Raw genomic sequence first — 21,621 nt, 5'->3', positions numbered from 1 at the left:
GCTCATCCTAGGCCGAGGACCCCGGCTCCCGCGGTCACGTCGATGCTGTGCAGCACCCAGCGATTCGGCCCGGCGGCCTTGGCCCGATACAGCCCGGCATCCGCCGCGTCGAGCAGCTTCTCGGCGTCGGTGCCGGCCACCGGGGTGACCACCGCCCCGATGCACGCCGAGATCGTCAGGCAGTGGCCGGCCACGCTGATCGGTTCGGCGAGCGCGTTGAGCAGCGTCTCCGCGATCGCCCCCACGCGTGCGGCGTCGCACGGCGGCCCGAACAGCACCACGAACTCGTCGCCGCCGACGCGCGCGAGCATCGAGCCCACCGCGCGGGCGGCCAAGCGGTTGGCCACCGCGGTCAGTAATCGGTCGCCGACGCCGTGCCCGTACGTGTCGTTGACGGCCTTGAAACCGTCGAGGTCGATGAAGCCCAGGCCGATCCGATCGTCGGGCCCGGCGTCGGCGATGATCTTCGACAGCGCGTCCACCAGCTGCCGCCGGTTGGGCAGCCCGGTCAGCGGGTCGTGGCGGGCCTGCCGGTGCAGCTCGGCCTGCAGGGCGCGGCGCTGCGTGGTGTCCTCGCCGACCACGAGCAGATACGCCGTGCGGCCGCCGGTTTCGGGCACCAGCGTGATCGCCCACGCCGCCCAGCCGACCGCGCCGTCGGCCCGGACGTAGCGCACCTCGAGGCGCTCGGTGCCGGACCCGGCCGCGATCAGGTTCTCGAAGACCCGGGTCTGCACCTCCTCGCGGTCCTCCGGGTCCACCAGCTCGGCCACCGGCCGCCCGCGCAGCTCCGCCGGGGTGGCGCCGACCATGGCGGCGAAGGTGGGATTGACGTCCACGACCCGGCCCGCGGTGTCGCCGATGCCGATGGCGATCGCGGCATTGTCGAACACCACCCGGAACCGGACCTCGGCGGCGTGCCGGGCGTCGGCCATGGCCGCGTGCAGCATCTCCTGGTGGCGGGCCCGGGTTGCCAGCAATTCCTCGGTGTAGCCGCGCGACAGTTCGCCCAGGGCCGGGACGAACCGGTCCGCGTGCGGGGCCACCAGATTCGCCAGCGGCGCGAGTACCGCGGCCGTGCGGGCCACCACCTGGGGATCGGTGAGATTGGCGTGGACCAGCTCCGCGCCGACGGTGCGGGCGGCCACCGGATCGAACGACTCGGCCGTGATGGCGGCGACCAGCCGGTGCAGCAGGTCCACGAGCATCCGGTCGAGCTCGCGTAAAGGCATCGGGATGAAGCCGGTGTCGGCCAGGGCTACCCGCCACTGCCGCGCCAGCTCCGCGAGCGCGCTCTCTCCTGTCACGCAAATCCACCCCCGCCCGGATCCGACCTGCAACCAGCGACTGCGGGAACGGCGTGGCGCCGTACCAGATTCACAGGCTACCGCGTCCGCGGCCTACCGCCCGCCACCGGGACGGTTGTCCGGCGCGTTGCGCGGAAGCTGTCGGTTGGCTGTGAATCTCGTTGCGACGCTGCCGATCCGGTTGATTACAGCCTACCCTGGGAATGGGCTGCGGCATACATGTCCCCCGATCGGGCCGCAACCCGCACAAGCGCGCTCGCCGAGAATCTCTTCCCTCATCCCCTCGGCGGGCGTGCTACATATTTGCTGGGTTGGCCGAAGTGGATGAAGTCGCCGGGCTCGGAGACCGTCGGGTCTGTTCTGGATTGCGGAGAAAGCGATCACAGGTGCGCGGCGAAATCGTGGGGGTTGCCCGTGATTATGAGACCGGCTGGGTTCGGATTATTTGCGCAGGTGGCGTAGTTGTCCCGGCCAAAAGCATGCCGGGATGACGGGAACGTACGCCGGGACGACGGGAACCTACGCCGGGACAACGGGAACCTGCGCCGGGATGACGGGAACGTACGCCGGGACGACGGGAAGGTACTCCGGGATGGCGGGAAGGTACGCAGGGATGACCGGAACGCATGCCGGGGCGGCGGGGAGGGGCGGGCGCGCCGTGCCCCTGATTCCGGGGGCAAAGCGCGAGCGTCGTTACTTGCTGGCTTTGTGATAGGCGGCGACGATCTCGGAGGAAATTCGGCCGCGCGCGGAGACGTTGTAGCCGTGTTTCTTGGCCCATTCCCGGATGGCGACCGTTTGCTCGCGGTCGGCGGCCGACTTCGGGCGGGCGGTGACCGCGCCCTTCAAACGGCCCACCTTGCGGGCCTTTTCCGTCCAGGGCTCGAGTGCTCCCCGCAGCTTGCCGGCATTCAGCGTGGACAGATCGATTTCGTAGGCCGCACCATCGATCGAGAACTGTACGGTCTCATCCGCTTTGGACTTCCCGTCGAAATCGTCGATGAGTGTGACGGTGACCTTCTTGGCCATGAGTGAGCCCTTTCGCACGGACACGGATCAACTCGGATTGTCTATACCGTACCTCAGCGCCGTCGAATGCAGCGAATCCGGCGTTATTCGGCGTTTCCGACGCGTGCCAGGAATGCCGGAATGAAGCGAAAACAATCCGGTCCCTCGGCAATTCCGCCCCGGCCCATTCGGATATGTGAATGTGCCGCGCGGAGCCGCCGCGGTGCTCGTCGCCGGTGGTGTGCACCCGCCCGACCGGCGCTTACGTCCGGCCGGGGCTCAGTGCGGGAGCGAGCCGGTGATATCGATGCGGGGAATGCGGCCGATGTCCATCAGCAGTTCGCTGCGCAGGGTCCCCAGCGCGAAGTCGACCACCCGGCCCGCCCGATCGTGAATTCGCTGGTGCATGAGCATCACCGGCTCGCCGGGCAGCACGTGCAGCAGATCGGCGGAGTAGTCGTCGGCGAGCGCGGCCTGCAGGCTCACGTCGCAGCTGGCGAGGTCGACGCCGCCGGAGTACAGCAGCGCGTAGAAGTCGCGCCGGAACAGGGCCTGATCGAGCCGCGCGGCCTCGGGCCCGCGAACATAGTTGGTGAACACCGCGATCGGGTCCTGATCGGCGAGCGCGACGTATTCGATGCACAGGCAGTCGTCGCCGACGCGGGTGTCGTCGAGCTGATCGGCGACCACCCGCGGCGCCGGGGACCACGCCCAGTGCAGCAGCCGCGGCGTCATCCGGCCGAGCCGCAGATATTCGTCGAACGGTCGCTCGGCGGGCGGCATCGCGCCGGAGACGACGTATTCCGGCCGCACCGCGACGGTGCCCAGCCCGCGCCGCCGTTCGATCAGCCCGTCGGTGCGCAGCAGATCCAGCGCCTCCCGCACCACGTCCGGCGGCGCCTGGAAGTGCGTGATCAGCTCGGCCTCGCCGGGCAGCCGCCCCGAGCCGAACTCTCCGGTGCGCAGGGCGATGCGCAGCAGATCGCGCAGGCGCCGGGCGGACAGGTGCGAGGCTGCCGGTAGCAACTCCCGCACCTGATCGGACTCGGTCGGCTCGGGGCGCTGGTCGCTGGGGAACATGGCCGTAGCGTGCCCATTCCGGAGTGCGGCCGCAAGGTGCCCCCGCGTCAAGCTCCCATTACACGCGCGAATTCAGCAGCGCCAGGATCTCTTCGGTGGTCACCGTCTCGCCCAGCCGCGGGAAGATCCTGGTGACGCTGTGGTCGTGCGAGTCGGCGTCCCGGTCGGCGGACGCGTCGGTGGCGATCGTCACGTGGTAGCCGTGCTCGTGCGCGGCGCGGGCGGTGGACTCGACGCCGATGCTGGTGGCGATGCCGCCCAGCACGATCCCGGTGACGCCGCGACGGCGCAGCTGCAAATCCAGCTCGGTGCCGTGGAACGCGCCCCACTGGCGCTTGGTGATGAGAATGTCGGAGGGCTGCACCTCCAGCTCGTCGACCAGTTCGTCCCAGCCCGCCGGGAAGGGGCCCGCCATGCGCGGGGCCTCGGTGCGTCCGGGCGGGGTGTCGGAGCCGTCCGGCGCGAACGACACCCGCACCAGCACGACGGGCAGCTCGGCCTTGCGGAATGCCCGCGCCAACTCGGCGCCGCGGCCGACGACGTCGGGGGCGGCGTGCGGCACGGTCGGCGCGCCGGCGATGCCGCGCTGCAGGTCGATGAGGACCAGCGCGGTGCGCGGGTCGAGGGTGGTGGCGGGCATGAAGGTTCCTCTCGGCTGTCGGGGTGAATAGGGGGCTCAGGGTTCGAGGAGGCGGCGCAGCAGCGGAATCGCGGTGAGCAGCGAATCCTGTTCGGCGCGCGACAGTTTCGTCGCGATGGCCTGAGCGAGCCAGTCCTCCTTGGCAATACGGGCGGCCTCGATCAGCCGCTCTCCCGCAGGGGTCAGCGACAGCAGCTGCTGCCGCTGATCGGTGGGATGCGGTGTGCGCGTGACCAATTCGCGCTCCTCCAGCGCGGCGAGGGTCAGCCGCATGGACTGCGGCCGCACGCTCTCCGCGCGGGCGAGCGCGGCCACGGTGGCCGGGCCGTCGGTGACCAGGCGGCTCATCACCACCGCCTGCGACGGCGTCACGTCGACATCGGAGCGGGCGGCCCGCAGCTGCCGCAGCAGGCGGCCGACGACGACCCGCAGGTCCGCGGCCGCCCCGGCGAGGTCCGCCGCGGACCGTCCGCCCGGTTGCTTCGACACCCGCACGAGTCTAAACAAGACAGGGAAACTTGCAAGTTTTACTGTCAAAACTGCCAGACCTGCGCGGCATTCATTGCGCTGTCCGCGCTCGGGTGCTATCGACGGCAACGGCCGGGTGGCGCGTCGCGCGCCACCCGGCCGTCCTCGCCGGTTCGTGCTAGCCGGTGATTTGCTGGAAGATCTTCACGCCGACCAGGACCACGGCGAGCAGCAGGTACCCGCGCAGGGCGATCATTCCCGCCGTGCGCAGCGGGGAGAAGCCCGGGCGCTCCAGGGTGTCCAGGGCCGGGGTGCGCCAGATGTCGCGGTCCTGGTCCAGGATCGCCTTGCGCTCGGACCGGGACAGTCGGGTGGAGTCCAGCTCCTCGACCTGGTCGGGGTCGAGGCCGCCGAGTTCGGCCGCGGTCCGCTCGGCCGCCCGGCGCTCGGCGCGGTGCCGGGCGAGGGCGACGGCCAGGCCGCCGAGCACGCCGACCAGCGCGCCGACGGCGAAGCCGATCTCCAGCGTGGTCTGCGACAGATCGTGGAAGAACGTCGTCGCGGTGAGCGCCAGCGACAGCAGCACCAGCGACCACACGATGATGCCCGCGACGATGTTCTGCCGGGTGGTGTTGACCCACGGGCCCAGCACGGCCTTGTCGTTGCACAGCAGCACCAGGAACACCGTGGCCGACGGCAGCAGCACCCCCGCCAGCGCCTGCACGCCCTGGGTGATCAGGCCCAGCACGTGGTCCGGGCTGAACGCGACCGCGGCGGCGATGCCCAGCAGCAGCGCGTAGGCCAGGTAGAACACCGGCGCCTCGCGGACCTTCCAGTGCAGCGAGTGCCGCTTGCCCATGGTGTCGCCGAGGGCGTAGGTGGTGGCCAGCGCCACGGCGTTGGCGCCGATCAGCGAGGCGTCCAGCAGCAGGATCGCGAACAGCGCGCCCACGGTGTTGCCCATGTGGTCGTGCAGCGCGTGCGCGGTGGCCCCGGCGTCGGTGAAGTTGCCGAAGGCGTCGGTGCCCGCCAGGCCGAACGCGGCGGCCGCCATGATCGCCACGGCGCCCAGCATCACCACGACGATGCCGACCCACAGGTCCACCCGCTCGTAGCGGATCCAGCGCGGGGTGATGCGCTTGTCGACGATGTTGGACTGCTGGAAGAACAGCTGCCACGGCGCGACGGTGGTACCGACGATCGAGACGACGAGCAGCAGCAGCGTCGAGTTCAGCCCACCCGGGAAGGACGGGATGACGCCCTTGGCGGTCTCGGTCACGCTGGGGTGCACCATGATCGCCAGCGGGAACATGACGATATTGATTGCGATGAGCGCGAACAGGAATCGCTCCCAGCGCCGGAACGACCCGCCCGCGACGACCGCGAACAGCAGCACCGCGGCCAGCGGCACCGAGATCGACTTGGGCAGCCCGAAGTAGCCCAGGGCCATGGAGACGCCGATGAATTCGGTGACGATGGTGAGCGCGTTGACGATGAACAGATCGCCCACGCTGAACGCGCCCCAGAACTTGCCGAACCGGGAGAAGATCAACCGGGCGTGCCCGACCCCGGCGACCGCGCCGAGCCGGACCACCATCTCCTGATTGACGTAGAGGACCGGGATGAGCAGCGCCAGCGTCCACACCAGCGCCATGCCGTAGTTCTGGCCCGCGTTGGCGTAGGTCGCGACGCCACCGGCGTCGTTGTCGCCGACCATCACGATCAGGCCGGGGCCGATCACGGCCAGCAGCATGCGGAATCGCTGCCAGCGCCCGCGGCCCTCGGTGGTGTCGTGCTGACGAATGGTGCCCAGCGCCCCGACGATGTCGCCGACGTGCGCGGAATCCATGACGGCGCCGTGGGTGGTGGTGTCGACCGGATCCGGTGCGGTGACGGTGCTGCTGTTGCGGCGGGTCCCGCCATTGGAGAAGAAGGCCATGGCCGTCCCTCCCTTCCTGAAATCTTTTGTCTTACTGCGTGTCTCGTCGGGCGGCGGATTCAGTGCGCGCCGTGGCGATCAGGAGTGGGACGACGCCGACCTTCATCTCCGGCGCCGCGGCCACGACACTCGGCCGCGCTGGGTGTGCTCATCGAAACTTCCTCGGGTTCTTCGGACACGGCGAACACGCCGGCCCGCGAAATCGACCGGCGTGCTCGAAACGGTGTGCGGCGCATGGGATTACCCGGCCGCGACGACGGCCCCTACCGGTGGTAGGGGTGGCCGCCCAGGGATGCGGTGACGACGGCCAGCGGGGTGTGCGAGGCCCGCAGGTTGTGCCGCTCCTCGGGGGTGAGCTGGTAACGGGCGCGAACCCGGCGAGCCGAGCCCAGTGCGGTCACGAGCGAGCCCTGACGGGGGAACACGGTGAAGGTCATGGCAATGCTCCTTCATGAAAAGGCAGCTGCCACAGCAGTTTCCGCGCATGCCAAAATGGCCGAAGCCGGATTGTGGTTCGGAATCAGGCGGTCACGGTGCCGCAGCAAGCTGGGTGCGAAACGGGTTTTCGAACCGGACTCGGATACGGACTATCGCCGGACTTCATTTCGTCCCTTCACCTCCTTGCTGCCAGGACGCACGTGCGCGTCGGTACTCGGCGTCAACCGCGTAGTAATGGGGGGCTCAACCCGCCGAACGAGGGCGGGATGCTGCACCCCTCTCGTCAGAGCTTCGGCACTGAACGACGTATCCCCTCGCGGGAAGCCACTTGGGATCACCCCTTAATCCGGGAAGATCTGTCCTAACCCTGGGCGTCTCTCGACGTCGTGGGGTCAGTGGCCTGTGTTCGAACAGGAGCCTCGCCTAGCGAGGTGCTGACCATGAAATGGTGGACCCCATACCGTGATAAGTCAAGTCGGACGCGCCGGTGGGCGAAATGTCCTGTCGATCAACGGATTTGACATCCGAGCGCGTCGGGTTAGCGGTGGGATTGCGGACTCGCTCCGAGCCGGTGTGACCTCGCCGACTTTGTACACATAGGCATGTATGCATATGATCGGGAGGGTGGCCCGAACAGACAGAGAGGGGAACGTGATGGGTGTCGGACACGCGCATGGCAACGCGTCCGCAAATGGTCACGCGCACGGTGGGCATTCGCACGTACACGCCACGCCGGACAGCGACCGGCGCTGGCTGGCGGGCGCGCTCGCCGTCATCGCGGTCTTCATGGTCGGCGAGGTGACCGTCGGCATCCTGGCCGGATCGCTGGCCCTGCTGTCCGACGCCGCGCACATGCTCACCGACGCGGCATCGATCGTGTTGGCGCTGTGGGCCATTCGGCTCGCGGCGCGCCCCGCGGCCGGGCGGATGACCTTCGGCTGGAAGCGGGTGGAGATCCTGTCCGCCCAGGCCAACGGCCTGACCCTGCTGCTGCTGGCGGCCTGGCTCGGCTACGAGGCCGTCCGCCGCCTGATCACCCCGCCCCCGGTGACCGGTGGCCTGGTGCTCACCACCGCCCTGATCGGCGTGGTGGTCAATCTGCTCGCGACCTGGATGATCTCGCGCGCCAATCGCACCAGCCTCAATGTCGAGGGCGCCTATCAGCACATCCTCAACGACCTGTTCGCGTTCATCGCCACCGCCGTGGCCGGTGTCGTGATCGTGCTCACCGGCTTCGAGCGCGCCGACGCGATCGCCACCCTGGTCGTGGTGGCCCTCATGCTCAAGGCCGGTGTCGGCCTGGTTCGCGCCTCCAGCCGGATCTTCCTCGAGGCCGCGCCCGTCGATCTGGACCCCACCGCGATCGGCCGCGCCATGGCCGCGCGGGACGGCGTGGTGGAGGTGCACGACCTGCACATCTGGGAGATCACCTCCGGCTCGCCCGCGCTCTCGGCCCACGTGCTGGTGCAGCCGGGCCGCGACTGCCACGCCGTGCGGGAGGATCTGGCGCACTGGCTGGCCGACGATCATCACATCGAACACGCCACCCTCCAGGTCGATCATGCGCAGCCGGAGCTGATCCAGTTGGGTTCCGCCGCCGGTGCCCACTGCGAGGATTCGCACGGGCCGACCCATCGGTCCGATCGCGCGAACTGACCCGGGGCCATCCGGCCGTTTACCCGAATGATCCGAATTGTCCGGTCCATCACCGGGTTCGGATGAGGGGGCCGCGCGGCCGGGTGGATACTGGCTGCCGTGGCATGGATGGACACCCCGCTGACCTTGCAGTCGCCGTTCACCGAATGGCGGTGGGACACCGCGACGGTGGTGGTGACCGCCGCGCTCGCGATCGGCTACGGCGTGGCGCACGCTCGGGCCAACCGGCGCGGCGCGGCGCTCGCGGGCGGGCGGGCGACGGCGTTCCTGGTCATGGGCCTGGGCGTGTGGCTGCTCACCGGGGTCAGCGTGATCGGCGTCTACTCCGGCACGCTGTTCTGGGTGCGGGCGCTGCAGATCCTGCTGCTGCTCTATGTGGTGCCGTTCGGCCTGGCGACCGGGCGGCCGGTCACCGTGTTGCGCGCGGCGCTCGGCCCGGCGGGGCAGGGGCGGCTGGATCGGGTGCTGGCCACGCCGATCGCGCGGGTGCTCACCTATCCGCTGGTGCCGTCCGCGGCCATCCTGGCCCTGCCCTGGCTGCTGTTCCTGACACCCTGGTACGAGGCCGTGCTCCGCAACGGCGCGGTCGATGCGCTGACCCGAATCCTGGTGGTGGCCATCGGATTCGGGTACTTCTACTCGCGGTTGCAGACCGACCCGGTGCCGCACCGGTACTCGCAGGGGATCTCGCTGCTCATCACCGTGTTCGAATCGCTCGCCGACGGCATCCTGGGGATCGTGCTGTGGTGGGGCCCGCTGGTCGCCGCGGGCTACTACGCCGAGGTCGGGCGCGTCTGGGGACCGGATCAGCGGCTGGATCAGACCATCGGCGCGGGCATCATCTGGGTGCTCGGCGACGTTCTGGGCCTGCCCTACCTGCTGGCCCTGATGCGGTCCTGGGCCGCCGACGAGCGCCGCCGGGCCGCGGAGGTCGACGCGGAACTGGATGCGGCCGAAGCGGATTCGGCTCCCGCCCCGGCCGCGCGCCGCACCGTGCGGGCGGCCGCGTCCGCCGCGCCGGAGGAGCCCGCCACCACCGGGCTGTGGTGGGAGAACGACCCGCAGCTGCGCGATCGCTTCCGCCGCTGACCCCTGGCGCCGCCGCAACACGTCGGGTCCGATTAATCCAAATCTCATGGTCGGCGGAGGACCATGGGTGGCATGGCCTCGCCTCGTACGCTCGCCCGCCGCACCGGCCTGCTCGTCTTGACGGCGGCCGCGCTGATGGCGGGTGCGGCCGGACCCGCCGGGGCGAGCCCGGCCGTGGCCTATCGCGGCGGGAAGACGATCGCCGCGCACGTCACGGGCGAGCGGCACGGCTACCGCTGCCAGGTCGCCGCCCACGATATCGACGGACCCTGGCAGACGGTGAATTCCGCCGGTGTGGCCGACCTCGATTCCGGGCCGGTGCCGCCGGGGCGGCACCTGGTCCAGGTCATCTGCGAGGACCTTCGCCGCGGCGATGTCACCACCCATGTCGTCGGCCGGAGCACCGAGGTGGTCACCGGCTGAGCGCCGCGCTGGCGCTCAGATCTTGCGGATGACCGTGACGACCTTGCCCAGGATCTGGGCGTCGTTGCCGGGGATGGGCTCGAACAGCGGGTTGTGCGGCAGCAGCCAGACCTGCTTGCCGGTGCGCTTGAAGGTCTTGACCGTGGCCTCGCCCTCGATCATGGCGGCGACGATGTCGCCGTTCTCGGCCACGTTCTGCTGGCGCACGACCACCCAGTCGCCGTCGCAGATGGCGGCGTCGATCATCGACTCGCCGACGACCTTCAGCAGGAACAGCGAGCCCTCGCCGACCAGCTCGCGCGGCAGCGGGAAGACATCTTCCACGGCCTGCTCGGCCAGGATCGGGCCACCGGCGGCGATCCGGCCCAGCACGGGGACGTAGGTGGGCAGCGGCTGGTCGCCCGCGGCCTCGGTGTCCACCGTGCGCAGGCGCGTGACGCCCGCGACCGCGCGCACCGCGGTCTCGTCCAGACCCCGGACATCCACGGCGCGTGGACGATTCGGGTCGCGGCGCAGATAGCCCTTGCGCTCCAGGGCGCGGAGCTGGTGGGCGACCGACGAGGTCGAGGTGAGACCGACGGCGTCGCCGATCTCGCGGATGCTGGGCGGGTAGCCGCGCTCGGCCACCGAGGTGCGGATGACCTCCAGAACCTTGCGCTGGCGGACGGTGAGATCCGCCCCGGTGCCGGGCGATTCGGCGCTGTCGGTCGTCACGACCGGGCCGTCCACATCGTGTCCGTCCGCCGTACGTTCGCTCACGGTCGCCGTCCTCCGTTCATGGGTGTGCTGGGTTCTCCTCGCGCGATGGCGTGTCTCGAATGTAGTCCGGTCGCGGGCAGGTTTCAAACATCTGTTCGACGCATGTCGCGGAAATCGATGACTTTGTCGGCGGCCCGTGGTAAGAATTCGAACATCAGTTCTTCGAACAGATGATCGAACGATACCCGTCACGCACAGAGATTCCATCCCGCCCACCTCATGGAGGTCTGTCCGATGCGCACTGCGATCAGCGAATCCGATTCCGTCACAACCGGTCCGGATGTCCCCGGCGCGCCCGCCCTGCGCCCGGCGCCCGCGCCCCGCGCCCGGCACGCCGCCGTCCGCCGCCCGCGCGGCGCCCGGCCGCCCGCCGCGACGGTGCGCTACGAGCGCGCCCACCTGGCCACCCGCCCCTGCGGCCCGCACCCGGCGCAGCGGGTCGACCGCGCCCGGGTCGGTTTGGCGACCATCGCGGTGACGGCCCTGCTCAGCGCCGTGGCGGTGGGCGGTCTCCTCGCCGTGGCCCAGCTCCGGTCCGAGGGCGGCGTCGCCACCGGCACCACGCTCGTCCAGGTGCGCGAGGGCGAGTCGCTGTCGGAGGTGGCCGCGCGCGTCGATCCCGCCGACCCGGTCCGCGCCACGGTCGACAAGATCATCGAACTGAACGGCCTGCGCGGCGCGGAGGTGGCGCCCGGGCGGACGCTACTCGTGCCGACCCACGAGCGCTGACCGCGCGCCGGTGTGGCCGGGCGGCCATGGGGCGTGGCCGATTTTGTTGATCAATAGCCGAAACATGTTGCTACTGTGCTCGAAATGTGATCCAGGCGACATTCGCCGATCATCGATTTCGAGGGCGTGGCAGCATGACGCAACCCATCTCGACCGCGCGATGCGCGCGGGTGCTCCTCCGATTCGCCGCAGTGCTGGCCTGTTTCGGGATCGCGCTCGCGACCACGTCCGTCGCGCAGGCCGCCCCCGCGTACACCCCCTACCTGGACCTCCCGGCCGTCAACGGTGACGGCTCCGGCGGGGGCGGGCTGAATCCCGCACTGCCGCTGGATATTCCGACCCTGCGGGCCGCCGTCGAGCAGGCCCGCGCGGCAGGCATCCCGCCGCGCCGGTACGCGACCCTGCTGCACCAGTACTGGCTGGTCGTGGCCACCACCAACGCCGGTATCGACCTGGCCGCTTGGGATCCGGCCCGGGGGGTGGCCGCGAACTCCCGCACGTTCATTCAGGTCTACGAGAACTACCGTCGGCTCACCCTGCAGCGCCCGGACTTCTACTGGGCGGGGCTGGCCGAACTGGCGGGCGGCTCGTTCGCCTCGGGTTTCATGGATATGACCGATGTCGGCGGGTTGCTCGGGGTGCCGGGCATTCATCAGCTCGGCGCCGCCGTCGCCGATCGGCTGCGCGGGCTGCCGCCGGAGGTGCTCGACCGGCTGCCGTCGGATCTGCGGCTGCTCGGCAGCGAGGGGGAGCGGCTGACGCCGGAGGATCTGACCTGGTACCAGACCCGCCTGATGATCATGCAGAAGCACATCTTCCTCGACCAGGTGCCGATGCACGAGGCGTACCTCGCCGAGGGCCTGCCCGCCATCGAGGAGATGCACCGCGCCGGGATACTGGACGAAAACGCCGTCGCCGCATGGCATTCCATCGCCTCGGGCACGGCCGCCGGATTCGACGACGCGCTGCTGCGCATGACCGACCGCGAGCAGAACCAGATCATCGCCGACCAGTGGGACGCCACCGCCGCCGGGCGCGGCGTCCTGGGCCGGGTGCTGACCTACGTGAGCACGCTCGCCGGTAAGCCCGCGGTGCCCGGGGTCCGCGCACCCGGCGTCTTCGCGCCCATCGCGTTCACCGCGCAGGTCGGCGGCCGGTCGATGACGCTGGATGTGCCGCTGCCGAACTTCAACTGGGCCGATCGCGACACCCGCTGGACCTACATCACCGGCGACCTGCTGCCCCGCTACACCGACCTGCAGGCCGACCCGCCCGGGGCGCGGGCGGTGCTGTCCGAACCGTTCGCGGCGAAACTGGCGGCGGGACGGCTGCTGCGGCGGCTGCCGGATCTGCTGACCGATCTGACCGGCCACTGGCAACTCACCGACTGAACGTCTGCCGACCGACCGGTTGTCGAGGCCGTGGGACGGATGAGTATCCTGGAGATTGCTGTGAACCTACCTGCCGTCCACAGCGGCGGCGAGCCCAGGCATCGACGAAGGACTTCGGATGCATTGCCCGTACTGTCGGCACCCCGATTCGCGAGTCGTGGACTCGCGTGAGGCCGAGGAAGGCTCGGCGATCAGGCGTCGTCGCGCCTGCCCGCAGTGTGGGCGACGGTTCACCACGGTCGAGACCGCCATCCTGTCGGTGGTCAAGCGCAGCGGCGTCACCGAACCGTTCAGCCGGGAAAAGGTGATCCGCGGGGTGCGCCGCGCCTGCCAGGGCCGCGAGGTCGACGACGACGCGCTGAACCTGCTCGCCCAGCAGGTCGAGGATGCGGTGCGCGCCAAGGGTTCCCCCGAGGTGCCCAGCCACGAGGTGGGGCTGGCCATCCTCGTGGCTGGGCACCTCGACGAGGTCGCCTACCTCCGGTTCGCCTCGGTCTACCGATCCTTCAGCTCCGCCGACGATTTCGAGCACGAGATCGCCGAACTGCGCCGCCACCGCGCGGAGCACGCCGTCGGCGCGACCGCGGACTGACCCCGCCCGCGGCGCTCACCGCCGGGCGGGCGCCGAGCGCACCGCGGTGATCGCCCGCTCGATCCGCTTGGCCGACACCGGATACGGCGTGCCCAGCTGCTGGGCGAACAGGCTGACCCGGAATTCCTCGATCATCCACCAGATCTCGGTGACCTCGGGCGCGGTCCGGCGGCCCGGCGCCACACTGTCGAGCAGCCGCTGATAGGCCGCGTGCACGCGGTCGAGTTCGACCATGCCCTGGTGATCGCGCTGCGCCGACGCGGGCAGCGCCTCCAGCCGGACCACCGCGGCCTGCAGGTAGCGCGGCAGCTCCCGCAGCCGGGCGCTGCCGAACTCGGCGATGAATCCGGCGAACACCAGCTCGTCCAGCTGCGCGCCGACATCCTCGGCGATCTCGCGATCGGCGGTGCCGGACAGGGCCGTTCGCACCCGATGCGCCTCGGCCAGCACCGGCACCGCGAGCCGCAGAATGCGCGCCACCGCGTCGCCGAACTCCGGCCGGATCGCGTCCACCAGCTGCTGGAACCGGTCGGGGCTGCGCACCGGGCCGCCGCGGGCGGCGATGAGTTCGTCGGCGGCGCAGGCGCGGCAGTCCTCGATGAGCGCGTCCAGCGAACCGTACGGATTCTGGCTCAGCGCCAGGCGATCCGCCGCCGACAGACCGGCGGTCAGCCCGCGCGGCGAGGTCGGCAGCCGCCGCAGCAGCAGCGCCCGGGTGCCCGCGCGCATGGCGGCCGCCTGGGCGGCGGGGGAGGACAGCACCCGCACGGCGACGCCGTCGCCCTCCGGGACCAGCGCCGGATATCCGGTGATGGTCTGCCCGCCCACCTCGCGGCGCACCGTCGGCGCCAGCGTGCCCAGCGATTCCGAGGTCCACACCGTCGCCGCCGGGCGCTCCGCGGCGCTGGTCGCGCGCGCGACGGATTTCGAGACCTGGTCGGCCAGGCGGGTTTTCAGCTCCGCCAGGTTCTTGCCGCGCGCGGCCACCGAGCCGTCGGCGGCGACGGCGGCGAAGGTCATCCGCAGGTGGTCCGGCAGCGCCGCCGGGTCCAGGTCGGCGGGAGTGATCGTGACCGAGCCCAGCCGCGACAGCTCGCGGGCGAGCCCGGTGCGCAGCGGTTCCGCGCGCGGGGTGAGCCGGGCCAGCGCCGCCGCGGCGAAGTCCGGGGCGGGAACCACGCTGCGCCGCAGCTGTTTCGGCAGCGTCTTGATCAGCGCCGCCGCCAGCTCCTCGCGCATGCCGGGCACCAGCCAGTCGAATCCGACCGCCCGCACGTGCGCGAGCTGGGCGACCGGAATGTGCACGGTCACACCGTCGTCGGCCTGGCCGGGCTCGAACTGGTAGGTGAGGCCGAAGGTCAGCTCGCCCTGGCGCCAGCTGTCGGGGAAGGCGGTCGGATCCAGCACCGCCGCGTCCTCGTTGACCACCGTCGAGGTCGAGAAGTCCAGCAGCGTCGGATCCTTGCGCGCGGCCTTGCGCCACCAGCTGTCGAAGTGCCGCACCGAGACCACGTCGGCGGGGACGCGCCGGTCGTAGAAGTCGAACAGCACCTGATCGTCGACGAGGATGTCGCGGCGGCGCGCCCGGTTCTCCAGATCGGCGACATCCTCGAGCAGGTCGCGATTGCGCTGGAAGAACTCGTGGCGGGTCTGCCATTCGCCCTGCACCAGCGCGTGCCGGAGGAACAGCTCGCGCGCCAGCTCGGGATCGATCCGGCCGAAGTCGACCCGGCGCTGGGTGACCAGCGGAATGCCGTACAGCGTGACCCGTTCGTAGGCCATGGCCGCGCCGCGCCGGGCGGACCAGTGCGGTTCGGAGTACTGGCGTTTCACCAGATCGCCCGCCAGCTTCTCGGCCCACTCCGGCTCGATGCGACCGGCCATGCGGCCCCACAGCCGGGAGGTCTCCACCAGTTCCGCGGCCATCACCCAGCGCGGCGGCTTCTTGGCCAGCGAGGAGCCGGGGAAGATCATGAACTTGGCGTTGCGCGCGCCGAGGAACTCTCGGGTCTCGCCCTCGCGCAGGCCGATGTGCGAGAGCATGCCCGCCAGCAGCGCGCGGTGGACGGCCGCGGAATCCCAGGGCAGGCCGTCGGATTCGCCGACCGGGGCGAGGGAGCCCTCGCTGCTCCAGCCCAGGCCCCGGGTGATGGTGCGCAGCTGGCCGTGCAGGTCCTGCCACTCCCGAATGCGTAGGTAGTGCAGGAACTCGTCGCGGCACATCCGCCGGAACTGATTGGACGACAGCGCCTTGCGCTGTGTGCGCAGATAATCCCAGAGTCGCAGGTGGGCCAGGAAATCCGAGCCCTCCACCACGAAGCGGGCGTGTTTGGCGTCGGCGGCCTGCTGCGCCTCCGCCGGACGCTCGCGCACGTCCTGGATCGACAGCGCCGCCACGATCACCAGCACCTCGGGCAGGCAGCCGGTCGCGTTGGCCTCCACCAGCATTCGCGCCATGCGCGGATCCACCGGAATCTGCGCCATCTCCCGGCCCACCGCCGTGAGCGCGAGATCGCCCACCGCGGCCGCACGATCGGCGCGCTTGCCGTCGCCGCGATCGGCGTCCTCGGTCGCGGCGTCGGGCGGTGCGTCGCCTCGGTCGGTGGATCGCGGCGTGGGAGTGGGCTTGCGGGTGAGGGCGCCCAGTTCCTCCAGCAGCGCGATGCCGTCGCGGATGGCGCGGCGGTCGGGGGGCTCCACGAAGGGGAAGTTCTCGATGTCGCCCAGGCCGAGCGCGGTCATCTGGAGGATGACCGCGGCCAGGTTGGTGCGCAGGATCTCCGGTTCGGTGAAGGCCGGGCGCGCGTCGAAGTCGTCCTCGGAGTACAGCCGGATGCAGATGCCGTCGGCGACGCGGCCGCAGCGGCCCGAGCGCTGGCGCGCCGACGCCTGCGAGATCGGCTCGATCGGCAGCCGCTGCACCTTGGTCCGTATCGAATAGCGGGAGATGCGGGCGGTTCCCGGGTCCACCACGTAGCGGATGCCGGGCACGGTCAGCGAGGTCTCGGCCACGTTGGTGGCCAGCACCACGCGACGTCCGGTGTGCGGCTGGAACACTCGGTGCTGCTCGGCCGCCGACAGCCGCGCGTACAGCGGCAGGATCTCGGTGCGCGGCAGCTTCAGGTCCCGCAGAGCGTCGGCGGTGTCCCGGATTTCGCGCTCACCGGAGAGGAAGACCAGCACGTCGCCGTCGCCCTCGGACAGCAGCTCGGTGACCGCGTCGCCGATGGCGTCCACCGGATCGCGGTCGACGATGCGCGGATCGTCGTCCTCGTCGTCCTCCCCGTCCCCGGCGGGCGCCGAGATCTGCAGCGCCAGCGGCCGATAGCGGAGCTCCACCGGATACGAGCGCCCGGAGACCTCGACAATCGGTGCGGGAGTGCCCTTCTCGTCGGCGAAGTGCCTCGCGAACAGCTCCGGATCGATGGTGGCCGAGGTGATGATCACCTTCAGGTCCGGCCGCCGGGGCAGCAGCTGCTTCAGATATCCGAGCAGGAAGTCGATATTGAGGCTGCGCTCGTGCGCCTCGTCGATGATGATCGTGTCGTAGCGGCGCAGCATGTGGTCCCGCTGGATCTCGGCGAGCAGGATGCCGTCGGTCATCAGCTTGACCAGGGTGCGATCGGACGCCTGATCGGTGAATCGCACCGTGTAGCCGATCACGTCGCCGAGTTCGGTGCCCAGTTCCTCGGCGATGCGCTCGGCGACGGTGCGCGCGGCCAGCCGGCGCGGCTGGGTGTGGCCGATGGTGCCGCGGATGCCGCGGCCCAATTCCAGGCAGATCTTGGGTATCTGGGTCGTCTTACCGGAGCCGGTCTCGCCCGCGATCACCACGACCTGGTGCGCGGCGATGGCGGCGGCGATGTCCTCGCGGCGCGCGGACACGGGTAGTTGCTCCGGGTACCCGATGCTGGGCACGGCGGCACGACGTTTCGCGATCCGCTGCTCGGCGGTGGCGATGTCGTTCTCGAGCTCGGCGAGGTCGCCGCCCCGGGCCTTGTCGAGCCGCCGGCGCAACCGGTGTTCGTCGCGGATCGAGAGATCGGCCAGGCGGGTACGGAGCTCGCGGGGAAGGGCGGCGGTCCTGGTCATTGCATTGTCCAGCGTAGCGAAGTCGGGCGCGGGTCCCGAACCCAGCGGCGTACCGGTCGGTTCACTAGATGATTGCCGTTTTCTTGATCTTGGACCGGGCTCGCGCCCGATATGTCACCATCGAGGAATGACCGCTGGTTCGGGTACTCCGCTGTGGGTCCGCGCCCTGCGGGCCCTCTCGCTCCTCGTCGGGATCGGGGCCCTGGTGTCGTCGCGGCTGCGCGCCCTGGGCGCGACCATCCGCACCACGCTGGGCCGATCGACCGATCGGGGACGCGACCCCGGCTATGGCGGACCCGCCGCCGAATCCTCCTGATCCGACTTTCGCGCCGCCCGGGGGAGTACCCGGCATCCTCGTGGCACACCCCGCGCCCGGCGCTCGCCGACGCGCGGTTGCCAGGCAGCTGCGCAACGGAGGGATTCCCTCGAATCCGGCCCGCGTTGTGAATCATCCCCGGGCGCACGGCAAGATGGGATGCGGTCGACCGAGGTGAGAGGAGCGGAGATCATGGGTGCGCTGTGGCACGGATTCGCCGATATGGGGGCGGTCGAGCGCGAGGGGGCGTTCGTGGTGGCGCGCGGTGACGGCGCCTACATCTGGGATCGCGACGACAACCGCTATCTCGACGCGACCGGCGGGCTGTGGTTCACCAATGTGGGGCACGGGCGGCGCGAGATCGCGGACGCGGTGGCCGCGCAGCTGAGCACGCTGGCGCACTACTCGAACTTCGGCGACCTGACCGCGCCGGTGACCCAGGAACTGGCGCAGCGGCTCTCGGAGATCGCGCCGGTGCCGGGCAGCAAGATCCTGTTCACCTCCGGCGGCTCCGATTCCGTCGACACCGCCGCCAAGCTGGCGCGCCGGTACTGGCAGGAACTCGGGCGTCCGGAGAAGACGCTGCTGATCGGGCGTCGGCTCGCGTACCACGGAATGCATGTCGCCGGAACGGCTCTGGGCGGTATCCCGGTCAATCGCGAGGGTTACGGCGAGCTCATGCCCGACGCCCGCACCGTCGAGTGGAACGAGGCCGAGGCGCTGCGCGCGCTCATCGAGGCGGTCGGCGCCAACCGGATCGCCGCGTTCTTCTGCGAGCCCATCATCGGCGCGGGCGGGGTGTACCTGCCGCCGGAGGGCTATCTCACCGAGGTGCGCCGCCTGTGCCGCGAACACGACATCCTGTTCGTCGCCGACGAGGTCGTCACCGGGTTCGGCCGCATCGGCGGATCCTGGTTCGCCTCCACGCGTTTCGGCCTCGAGCCCGATCTGATGACCACCGCCAAGGGCCTCACGTCCGGCTACCTGCCGATGGGCGCGGTTTTCGCCGCGCCCCGGGTGGCCGAGCCGTTCTTCGCGGGCGGCGTGTGGTTCCGCCACGGCTACACCTACGGCGGCCACGCCGGCGCCGCCGCCGCGGCCATGGCCAACCTCGACATCCTCGAGCGCGAACACCTGCTCGACGCCAGCAAGAACCTGGAATCCCTGCTGCACGAGCACTTCTCACCACTGGCCGCGCACCCCCGGGTAGCCGAGGTCCGCAGCGGCCTCGGCGCGGTCGCCGCCGTACAACTCGCCGACCCGACCGAGGGCCCCGCCATGGTGAAGGCCCTACGCGCCCAGGGCGTCTCGGGCCGCGCCGCAGGCCAGGGCGCCCTCCAGATCTCCCCGTCCTTCGTGATCACCGAGCAGCAGGTCGCCGACATGGCGGCGTCCTTCGAACGCGCGCTGGGCTGATCCCGGCGCTGGCCCACCCATTCCGGCACCCGCTCACCTCATTCCGGCGCTGGCCCGTCTCGTTCCGGCGTCGGCCCGCCTCGTTCCGGCGTCGGCCCGTCTCATTCCCGCGTCGGCCCGCCTAATTCCGGCGTCGGCCACATCTCTTGATTCCGGCGTGCTTTTGGCCGGAATCTCGCGGTAGATCCCGGCCAAAAGCACGCCGGGATCAGGGGGTTGGGTTTGCGTGTCGGGATGAGGGGGTTGGGTTTGCGTGTCGGGATGAGGGGGTTGGGTTTGCGTGCCGGGATCAGGTGGTGTGTGCGCCGGGGTCTGGGGCGGCGCGGCGGGGCTATAGCCGCAGGGTTATGAAGATGCTGTTCGGGTCGGGGGTGTAGTCGGCGAAGGGTGGGCACGGCCGGAAGCCGTGGCGTTTGTAGAGGTGGCGGGCGGGGGCGAAGTAGGGCTGGGCGCCGGTTTCCAGGCTCAGGTGGTGGTAGGCGCGGGTGCGGGACTCGGTGATGATGTGGTTGAGCATGAGGGTGGCGATGCCGCGGCGGCGGAAGGTGGCCGCGGTGCGCATGGACTTGATCTCGCCGTGGGCGGGGTTCAGCTCCTCGAGGGCGCCGCAGCCTGCGAGGGCATCGGCCTCCCAGATCGACCAGAACGTGATCTCCGGTTTGCGCAGTGCGGTCAGGTCCAGGGCATGCACGCTCTCCGCGGGAGAGGTCGCGTACATGTCGCCCAGGTGCTCGCCGAGCAGCGCGATCACCTCGGGTCCGGTCAACTCGTCCACCACGATTCGCATGTCGGCACGGTAGCGCGCCCGAACCGGGCGTTTTGTTACGCCGGGTAACGGGCCGGAAAAGCCTGGCAAAGGGTGGCCTTACCCGTGGGCGGGTGCGAGCATGGAGAGGCCGGGCTCGCCGCTCGAGGAAGGTGGTGGGGTGTGGGTGCTTTCGCGATGCAGTACGCCGCGCTGCGGTGGATCGTGGCGGCGGCGTTCGTGGGTACCGCGCTGATCGTGGCGGCCCGGTCGATCACCCTCCCGGTGTCGGACAATGCCGGGGGGCAACGAGTTTCCGCACCCGCCGTCGATCACGAATCCGACGCCGCGCATCTGCTGATGTGCCTGGTGATGCTGACCATGCTGCTCTTCCCGGCCGCCGCGCCCGAAGCCGTGCGGGGCGTGCTCACCGCGCTGACGGTGGTGTTCGCCGCCCTGCTCGCGGCGCGAATGCTGCGGTGGCGCAGGGGAAGTCGCGCCGAATCGGCGGGCCGCGCCGCGGCGCTGGGCTACCACCTGGTGGCCGCCGCCGCGATGACCTACACCATGTCCGGCGCAATGTCGGATGCCATGCCCGGTCACGCCGGTCTCGCGCACCGGGTGCTGCTCGCGCTGGCCGCGCTGTTCGCCCTCGACGCGGTCCTGATGCTCACGCCGGGCACCAAAGCGATTCTGCGACACACCATTCCGCATCCCGCGGGCGTCACCGGCCCGATCGCGGCCGTGCCGCATCTGGTGATGGACCTGGGCATGGCCTACATGCTGATCGCGGCCACGATGTAGCGGGCGGCTAGACCGGCTCGCCCTCGCCGCGGCGCCAGCGCGCGCAGCGGGCGACATAGCGCTCCAGGTGGTCGGTGGCGAAGGTCTCGGCGATCCAGTCGTTGCGGGTGACCTCGGCCGTCCACACGTACGCGGGCACCGGGTCGTCGCGCCCGATCAGCCGGATCGGATGCAGTTCGTACTCGTCGTCCTCGAAGGCGTCGATGACGTCCCACTCGGCCGCGGTGAGACCGCCGAGGACGAGACCGCCTGCCAGGCGGCCCGGTTGCGGCACCAGGCCCGGATACAGTCGCCGGGGCAGGACCGCCACCCGCCAGTCGCGGGCGACCGCGACCTCGAAGTCGGGTACGCGCCCGAGCAATTCGTCGAGCACGGGACCGAACTGCAAGGTGCCGTAGACGAACAGGGAATCGGTGACCGCGGCGAGCCTGCCGCCGGGGGTCGCGCCGTCGGTCACGCGAATCCCCGCTGCACTCTGCCGTCGGGCAGCACCCGGTAGGCCGCCCGAAAACGCATGCCGCCCACGGCTTCGGCGGTTGGTGCCGAGACGGCCCGGTCGGCGCGCAGGGTCTCGAGCGCATCCGCGATCCGCACCAGCCGATCGGGACGCGCCACGGTCAGAAGGGAATCGAGTTCGCGTGCATTACGTGTCATATATCCACTGTGCCGCAGCATTCCGGCAAAACCCGTATTGTCAAGCGTGACACCGCTCACGCTGCGTGTCGATTG

21 protein-coding genes and 1 riboswitch are annotated in these 21,621 nt (G+C 70.4%); of the genes, 9 read left to right on the top strand and 12 right to left on the bottom strand.

Annotated features, from left to right (window positions below):
* Positions 1-2: 2 nt before the first annotated feature.
* The 7 genes from HPY32_RS40800 to HPY32_RS40770 all read right to left on the bottom strand — a co-directional run bounded on the left by HPY32_RS40800 (position 3) and on the right by HPY32_RS40770 (position 6,879).
* Positions 3-1,307: a diguanylate cyclase domain-containing protein gene (locus tag HPY32_RS40800; protein WP_082871297.1), complete on the bottom strand. Its 1,305-nt coding sequence runs from the start codon at positions 1,305-1,307 to the stop codon at positions 3-5.
* 693 nt (positions 1,308-2,000) lie between these two features.
* Positions 2,001-2,336, bottom strand: a complete 336-nt coding sequence (locus tag HPY32_RS40795) for a histone-like nucleoid-structuring protein Lsr2 (protein WP_067587162.1) — start codon at positions 2,334-2,336, stop codon at positions 2,001-2,003.
* A 258-nt stretch (positions 2,337-2,594) separates the two neighbouring features.
* Positions 2,595-3,395 (bottom strand): GntR family transcriptional regulator, encoded by an 801-nt coding sequence (locus tag HPY32_RS40790; protein ID WP_082871298.1) that lies wholly within the window; start codon positions 3,393-3,395, stop codon positions 2,595-2,597.
* A 58-nt stretch (positions 3,396-3,453) separates the two neighbouring features.
* Complete coding sequence (locus HPY32_RS40785) at positions 3,454-4,035, bottom strand: hydrolase (protein WP_067587164.1); 582 nt, start codon at positions 4,033-4,035, stop codon at positions 3,454-3,456.
* A 36-nt stretch (positions 4,036-4,071) separates the two neighbouring features.
* Positions 4,072-4,524 (bottom strand): MarR family winged helix-turn-helix transcriptional regulator, encoded by a 453-nt coding sequence (locus HPY32_RS40780; RefSeq protein WP_171983287.1) that lies wholly within the window; start codon positions 4,522-4,524, stop codon positions 4,072-4,074.
* A 157-nt stretch (positions 4,525-4,681) separates the two neighbouring features.
* Positions 4,682-6,442: an NRAMP family divalent metal transporter gene (locus tag HPY32_RS40775; RefSeq protein WP_067587170.1), complete on the bottom strand. Its 1,761-nt coding sequence runs from the start codon at positions 6,440-6,442 to the stop codon at positions 4,682-4,684.
* A 263-nt stretch (positions 6,443-6,705) separates the two neighbouring features.
* On the bottom strand, positions 6,706-6,879 hold the full coding sequence (locus HPY32_RS40770; RefSeq protein WP_156674406.1) for a hypothetical protein: 174 nt from the start codon (positions 6,877-6,879) through the stop codon (positions 6,706-6,708).
* 269 nt (positions 6,880-7,148) lie between these two features.
* Positions 7,149-7,318, bottom strand: a riboswitch (M-box (ykoK) riboswitch).
* Between the two features lie 216 nt (positions 7,319-7,534).
* Here HPY32_RS40770 and HPY32_RS40765 point away from each other — a divergent pair.
* From HPY32_RS40765 to HPY32_RS40755, 3 genes are all read left to right on the top strand, one after another.
* Complete coding sequence (locus HPY32_RS40765; RefSeq protein WP_067587173.1) at positions 7,535-8,536, top strand: cation diffusion facilitator family transporter; 1,002 nt, start codon at positions 7,535-7,537, stop codon at positions 8,534-8,536.
* A gap of 108 nt (positions 8,537-8,644) precedes the next feature.
* Positions 8,645-9,625: a cytochrome c oxidase assembly protein gene (locus HPY32_RS40760; RefSeq protein ID WP_067587176.1), complete on the top strand. Its 981-nt coding sequence runs from the start codon at positions 8,645-8,647 to the stop codon at positions 9,623-9,625.
* Positions 9,626-9,697: 72 nt separating this feature from the next.
* Positions 9,698-10,048 (top strand): hypothetical protein, encoded by a 351-nt coding sequence (locus HPY32_RS40755; RefSeq protein WP_156674407.1) that lies wholly within the window; start codon positions 9,698-9,700, stop codon positions 10,046-10,048.
* A 15-nt stretch (positions 10,049-10,063) separates the two neighbouring features.
* Here HPY32_RS40755 and lexA read toward each other — a convergent pair whose 3' ends face one another.
* Entirely contained in the window at positions 10,064-10,777 is a 714-nt protein-coding gene (gene lexA, locus HPY32_RS40750; RefSeq protein WP_067595651.1) for a transcriptional repressor LexA, read from the bottom strand.
* A gap of 264 nt (positions 10,778-11,041) precedes the next feature.
* On the opposite strand from lexA, the gene HPY32_RS45975 reads away from it, so the two are divergent.
* The 3 genes from HPY32_RS45975 (at position 11,042) to nrdR (ending at position 13,519) form a co-directional block, all read left to right on the top strand.
* Entirely contained in the window at positions 11,042-11,536 is a 495-nt protein-coding gene (locus HPY32_RS45975; protein ID WP_156674408.1) for a LysM peptidoglycan-binding domain-containing protein, read from the top strand.
* 134 nt (positions 11,537-11,670) lie between these two features.
* A complete protein-coding gene (locus HPY32_RS40740) occupies positions 11,671-12,927 on the top strand; it encodes a hypothetical protein (protein ID WP_067587184.1) in 1,257 nt (418 codons plus the stop codon).
* A 118-nt stretch (positions 12,928-13,045) separates the two neighbouring features.
* The gene (gene nrdR, locus HPY32_RS40735; protein ID WP_067587187.1) at positions 13,046-13,519 is read left to right on the top strand and encodes a transcriptional regulator NrdR; all 474 of its coding nucleotides are present in this window, start codon (positions 13,046-13,048) and stop codon (positions 13,517-13,519) included.
* A gap of 15 nt (positions 13,520-13,534) precedes the next feature.
* Here the strand turns inward: nrdR and hrpA are convergent, their stop codons facing one another.
* The gene (gene hrpA / locus HPY32_RS40730; RefSeq protein ID WP_171983286.1) at positions 13,535-17,611 is read right to left on the bottom strand and encodes an ATP-dependent RNA helicase HrpA; all 4,077 of its coding nucleotides are present in this window, start codon (positions 17,609-17,611) and stop codon (positions 13,535-13,537) included.
* Between the two features lie 127 nt (positions 17,612-17,738).
* On the opposite strand from hrpA, the gene HPY32_RS40725 reads away from it, so the two are divergent.
* Both HPY32_RS40725 and HPY32_RS40720 read left to right on the top strand, forming a co-directional pair.
* Positions 17,739-17,927, top strand: coding sequence for a hypothetical protein (locus HPY32_RS40725; RefSeq protein ID WP_067587192.1), 189 nt, complete (start codon positions 17,739-17,741; stop codon positions 17,925-17,927).
* 192 nt (positions 17,928-18,119) lie between these two features.
* Positions 18,120-19,343 (top strand): aminotransferase family protein, encoded by a 1,224-nt coding sequence (locus HPY32_RS40720; RefSeq protein ID WP_082871302.1) that lies wholly within the window; start codon positions 18,120-18,122, stop codon positions 19,341-19,343.
* Between the two features lie 331 nt (positions 19,344-19,674).
* Here HPY32_RS40720 and HPY32_RS40715 read toward each other — a convergent pair whose 3' ends face one another.
* Positions 19,675-20,130 carry a GNAT family N-acetyltransferase gene (locus HPY32_RS40715; protein ID WP_067587196.1) on the bottom strand — a complete coding sequence of 152 codons (456 nt, stop codon included), beginning with the start codon at positions 20,128-20,130 and terminating at the stop codon, positions 19,675-19,677.
* 141 nt (positions 20,131-20,271) lie between these two features.
* On the opposite strand from HPY32_RS40715, the gene HPY32_RS40710 reads away from it, so the two are divergent.
* Positions 20,272-20,892 (top strand): DUF5134 domain-containing protein, encoded by a 621-nt coding sequence (locus HPY32_RS40710; protein WP_156674409.1) that lies wholly within the window; start codon positions 20,272-20,274, stop codon positions 20,890-20,892.
* 7 nt (positions 20,893-20,899) lie between these two features.
* On the opposite strand, the gene HPY32_RS40705 is transcribed toward HPY32_RS40710, so the two are convergent.
* Both HPY32_RS40705 and HPY32_RS40700 read right to left on the bottom strand, forming a co-directional pair.
* Positions 20,900-21,349 (bottom strand): gamma-glutamylcyclotransferase family protein, encoded by a 450-nt coding sequence (locus HPY32_RS40705; RefSeq protein WP_067587202.1) that lies wholly within the window; start codon positions 21,347-21,349, stop codon positions 20,900-20,902.
* Positions 21,346-21,546, bottom strand: coding sequence for a hypothetical protein (locus HPY32_RS40700; RefSeq protein WP_067587205.1), 201 nt, complete (start codon positions 21,544-21,546; stop codon positions 21,346-21,348). Before HPY32_RS40700 ends, HPY32_RS40705 begins: the two co-directional genes overlap by 4 nt.
* Positions 21,547-21,621: the final 75 nt, after the last annotated feature.

The organism is Nocardia terpenica, from assembly GCF_013186535.1.
In the GTDB taxonomy this organism is placed as follows: Bacteria; Actinomycetota; Actinomycetes; order Mycobacteriales; family Mycobacteriaceae; genus Nocardia; species Nocardia terpenica.
Note: the sequence above shows the minus strand (reverse complement) of the source record. Positions and strands in the feature narration are given on the sequence as shown.

Bases quoted from the DNA above. Each gene is read 5' to 3' on its own strand.
- HPY32_RS40795 (WP_067587162.1), bottom strand. From the start codon at position 2,336: ATGGCCAAGAAGGTCACCGTCACACTCATCGACGATTTCGACGGGAAG.
- HPY32_RS40790 (WP_082871298.1), bottom strand. From the start codon at position 3,395: ATGTTCCCCAGCGACCAGCGCCCCGAGCCGACCGAGTCCGATCAGGTG.
- HPY32_RS40785 (WP_067587164.1), bottom strand. From the start codon at position 4,035: ATGCCCGCCACCACCCTCGACCCGCGCACCGCGCTGGTCCTCATCGAC.
- HPY32_RS40775 (WP_067587170.1), bottom strand. From the start codon at position 6,442: ATGGCCTTCTTCTCCAATGGCGGGACCCGCCGCAACAGCAGCACCGTC.
- HPY32_RS40770 (WP_156674406.1), bottom strand. From the start codon at position 6,879: ATGACCTTCACCGTGTTCCCCCGTCAGGGCTCGCTCGTGACCGCACTG.
- HPY32_RS40765 (WP_067587173.1), top strand. From the start codon at position 7,535: ATGGGTGTCGGACACGCGCATGGCAACGCGTCCGCAAATGGTCACGCG.
- HPY32_RS40760 (WP_067587176.1), top strand. From the start codon at position 8,645: ATGGACACCCCGCTGACCTTGCAGTCGCCGTTCACCGAATGGCGGTGG.
- HPY32_RS40755 (WP_156674407.1), top strand. From the start codon at position 9,698: ATGGCCTCGCCTCGTACGCTCGCCCGCCGCACCGGCCTGCTCGTCTTG.
- HPY32_RS45975 (WP_156674408.1), top strand. From the start codon at position 11,042: ATGCGCACTGCGATCAGCGAATCCGATTCCGTCACAACCGGTCCGGAT.
- HPY32_RS40740 (WP_067587184.1), top strand. From the start codon at position 11,671: ATGACGCAACCCATCTCGACCGCGCGATGCGCGCGGGTGCTCCTCCGA.
- nrdR (WP_067587187.1), top strand. From the start codon at position 13,046: ATGCATTGCCCGTACTGTCGGCACCCCGATTCGCGAGTCGTGGACTCG.
- hrpA (WP_171983286.1), bottom strand. From the start codon at position 17,611: ATGACCAGGACCGCCGCCCTTCCCCGCGAGCTCCGTACCCGCCTGGCC.
- HPY32_RS40725 (WP_067587192.1), top strand. From the start codon at position 17,739: ATGACCGCTGGTTCGGGTACTCCGCTGTGGGTCCGCGCCCTGCGGGCC.
- HPY32_RS40720 (WP_082871302.1), top strand. From the start codon at position 18,120: ATGGGTGCGCTGTGGCACGGATTCGCCGATATGGGGGCGGTCGAGCGC.
- HPY32_RS40715 (WP_067587196.1), bottom strand. From the start codon at position 20,130: ATGCGAATCGTGGTGGACGAGTTGACCGGACCCGAGGTGATCGCGCTG.
- HPY32_RS40700 (WP_067587205.1), bottom strand. From the start codon at position 21,546: ATGACACGTAATGCACGCGAACTCGATTCCCTTCTGACCGTGGCGCGT.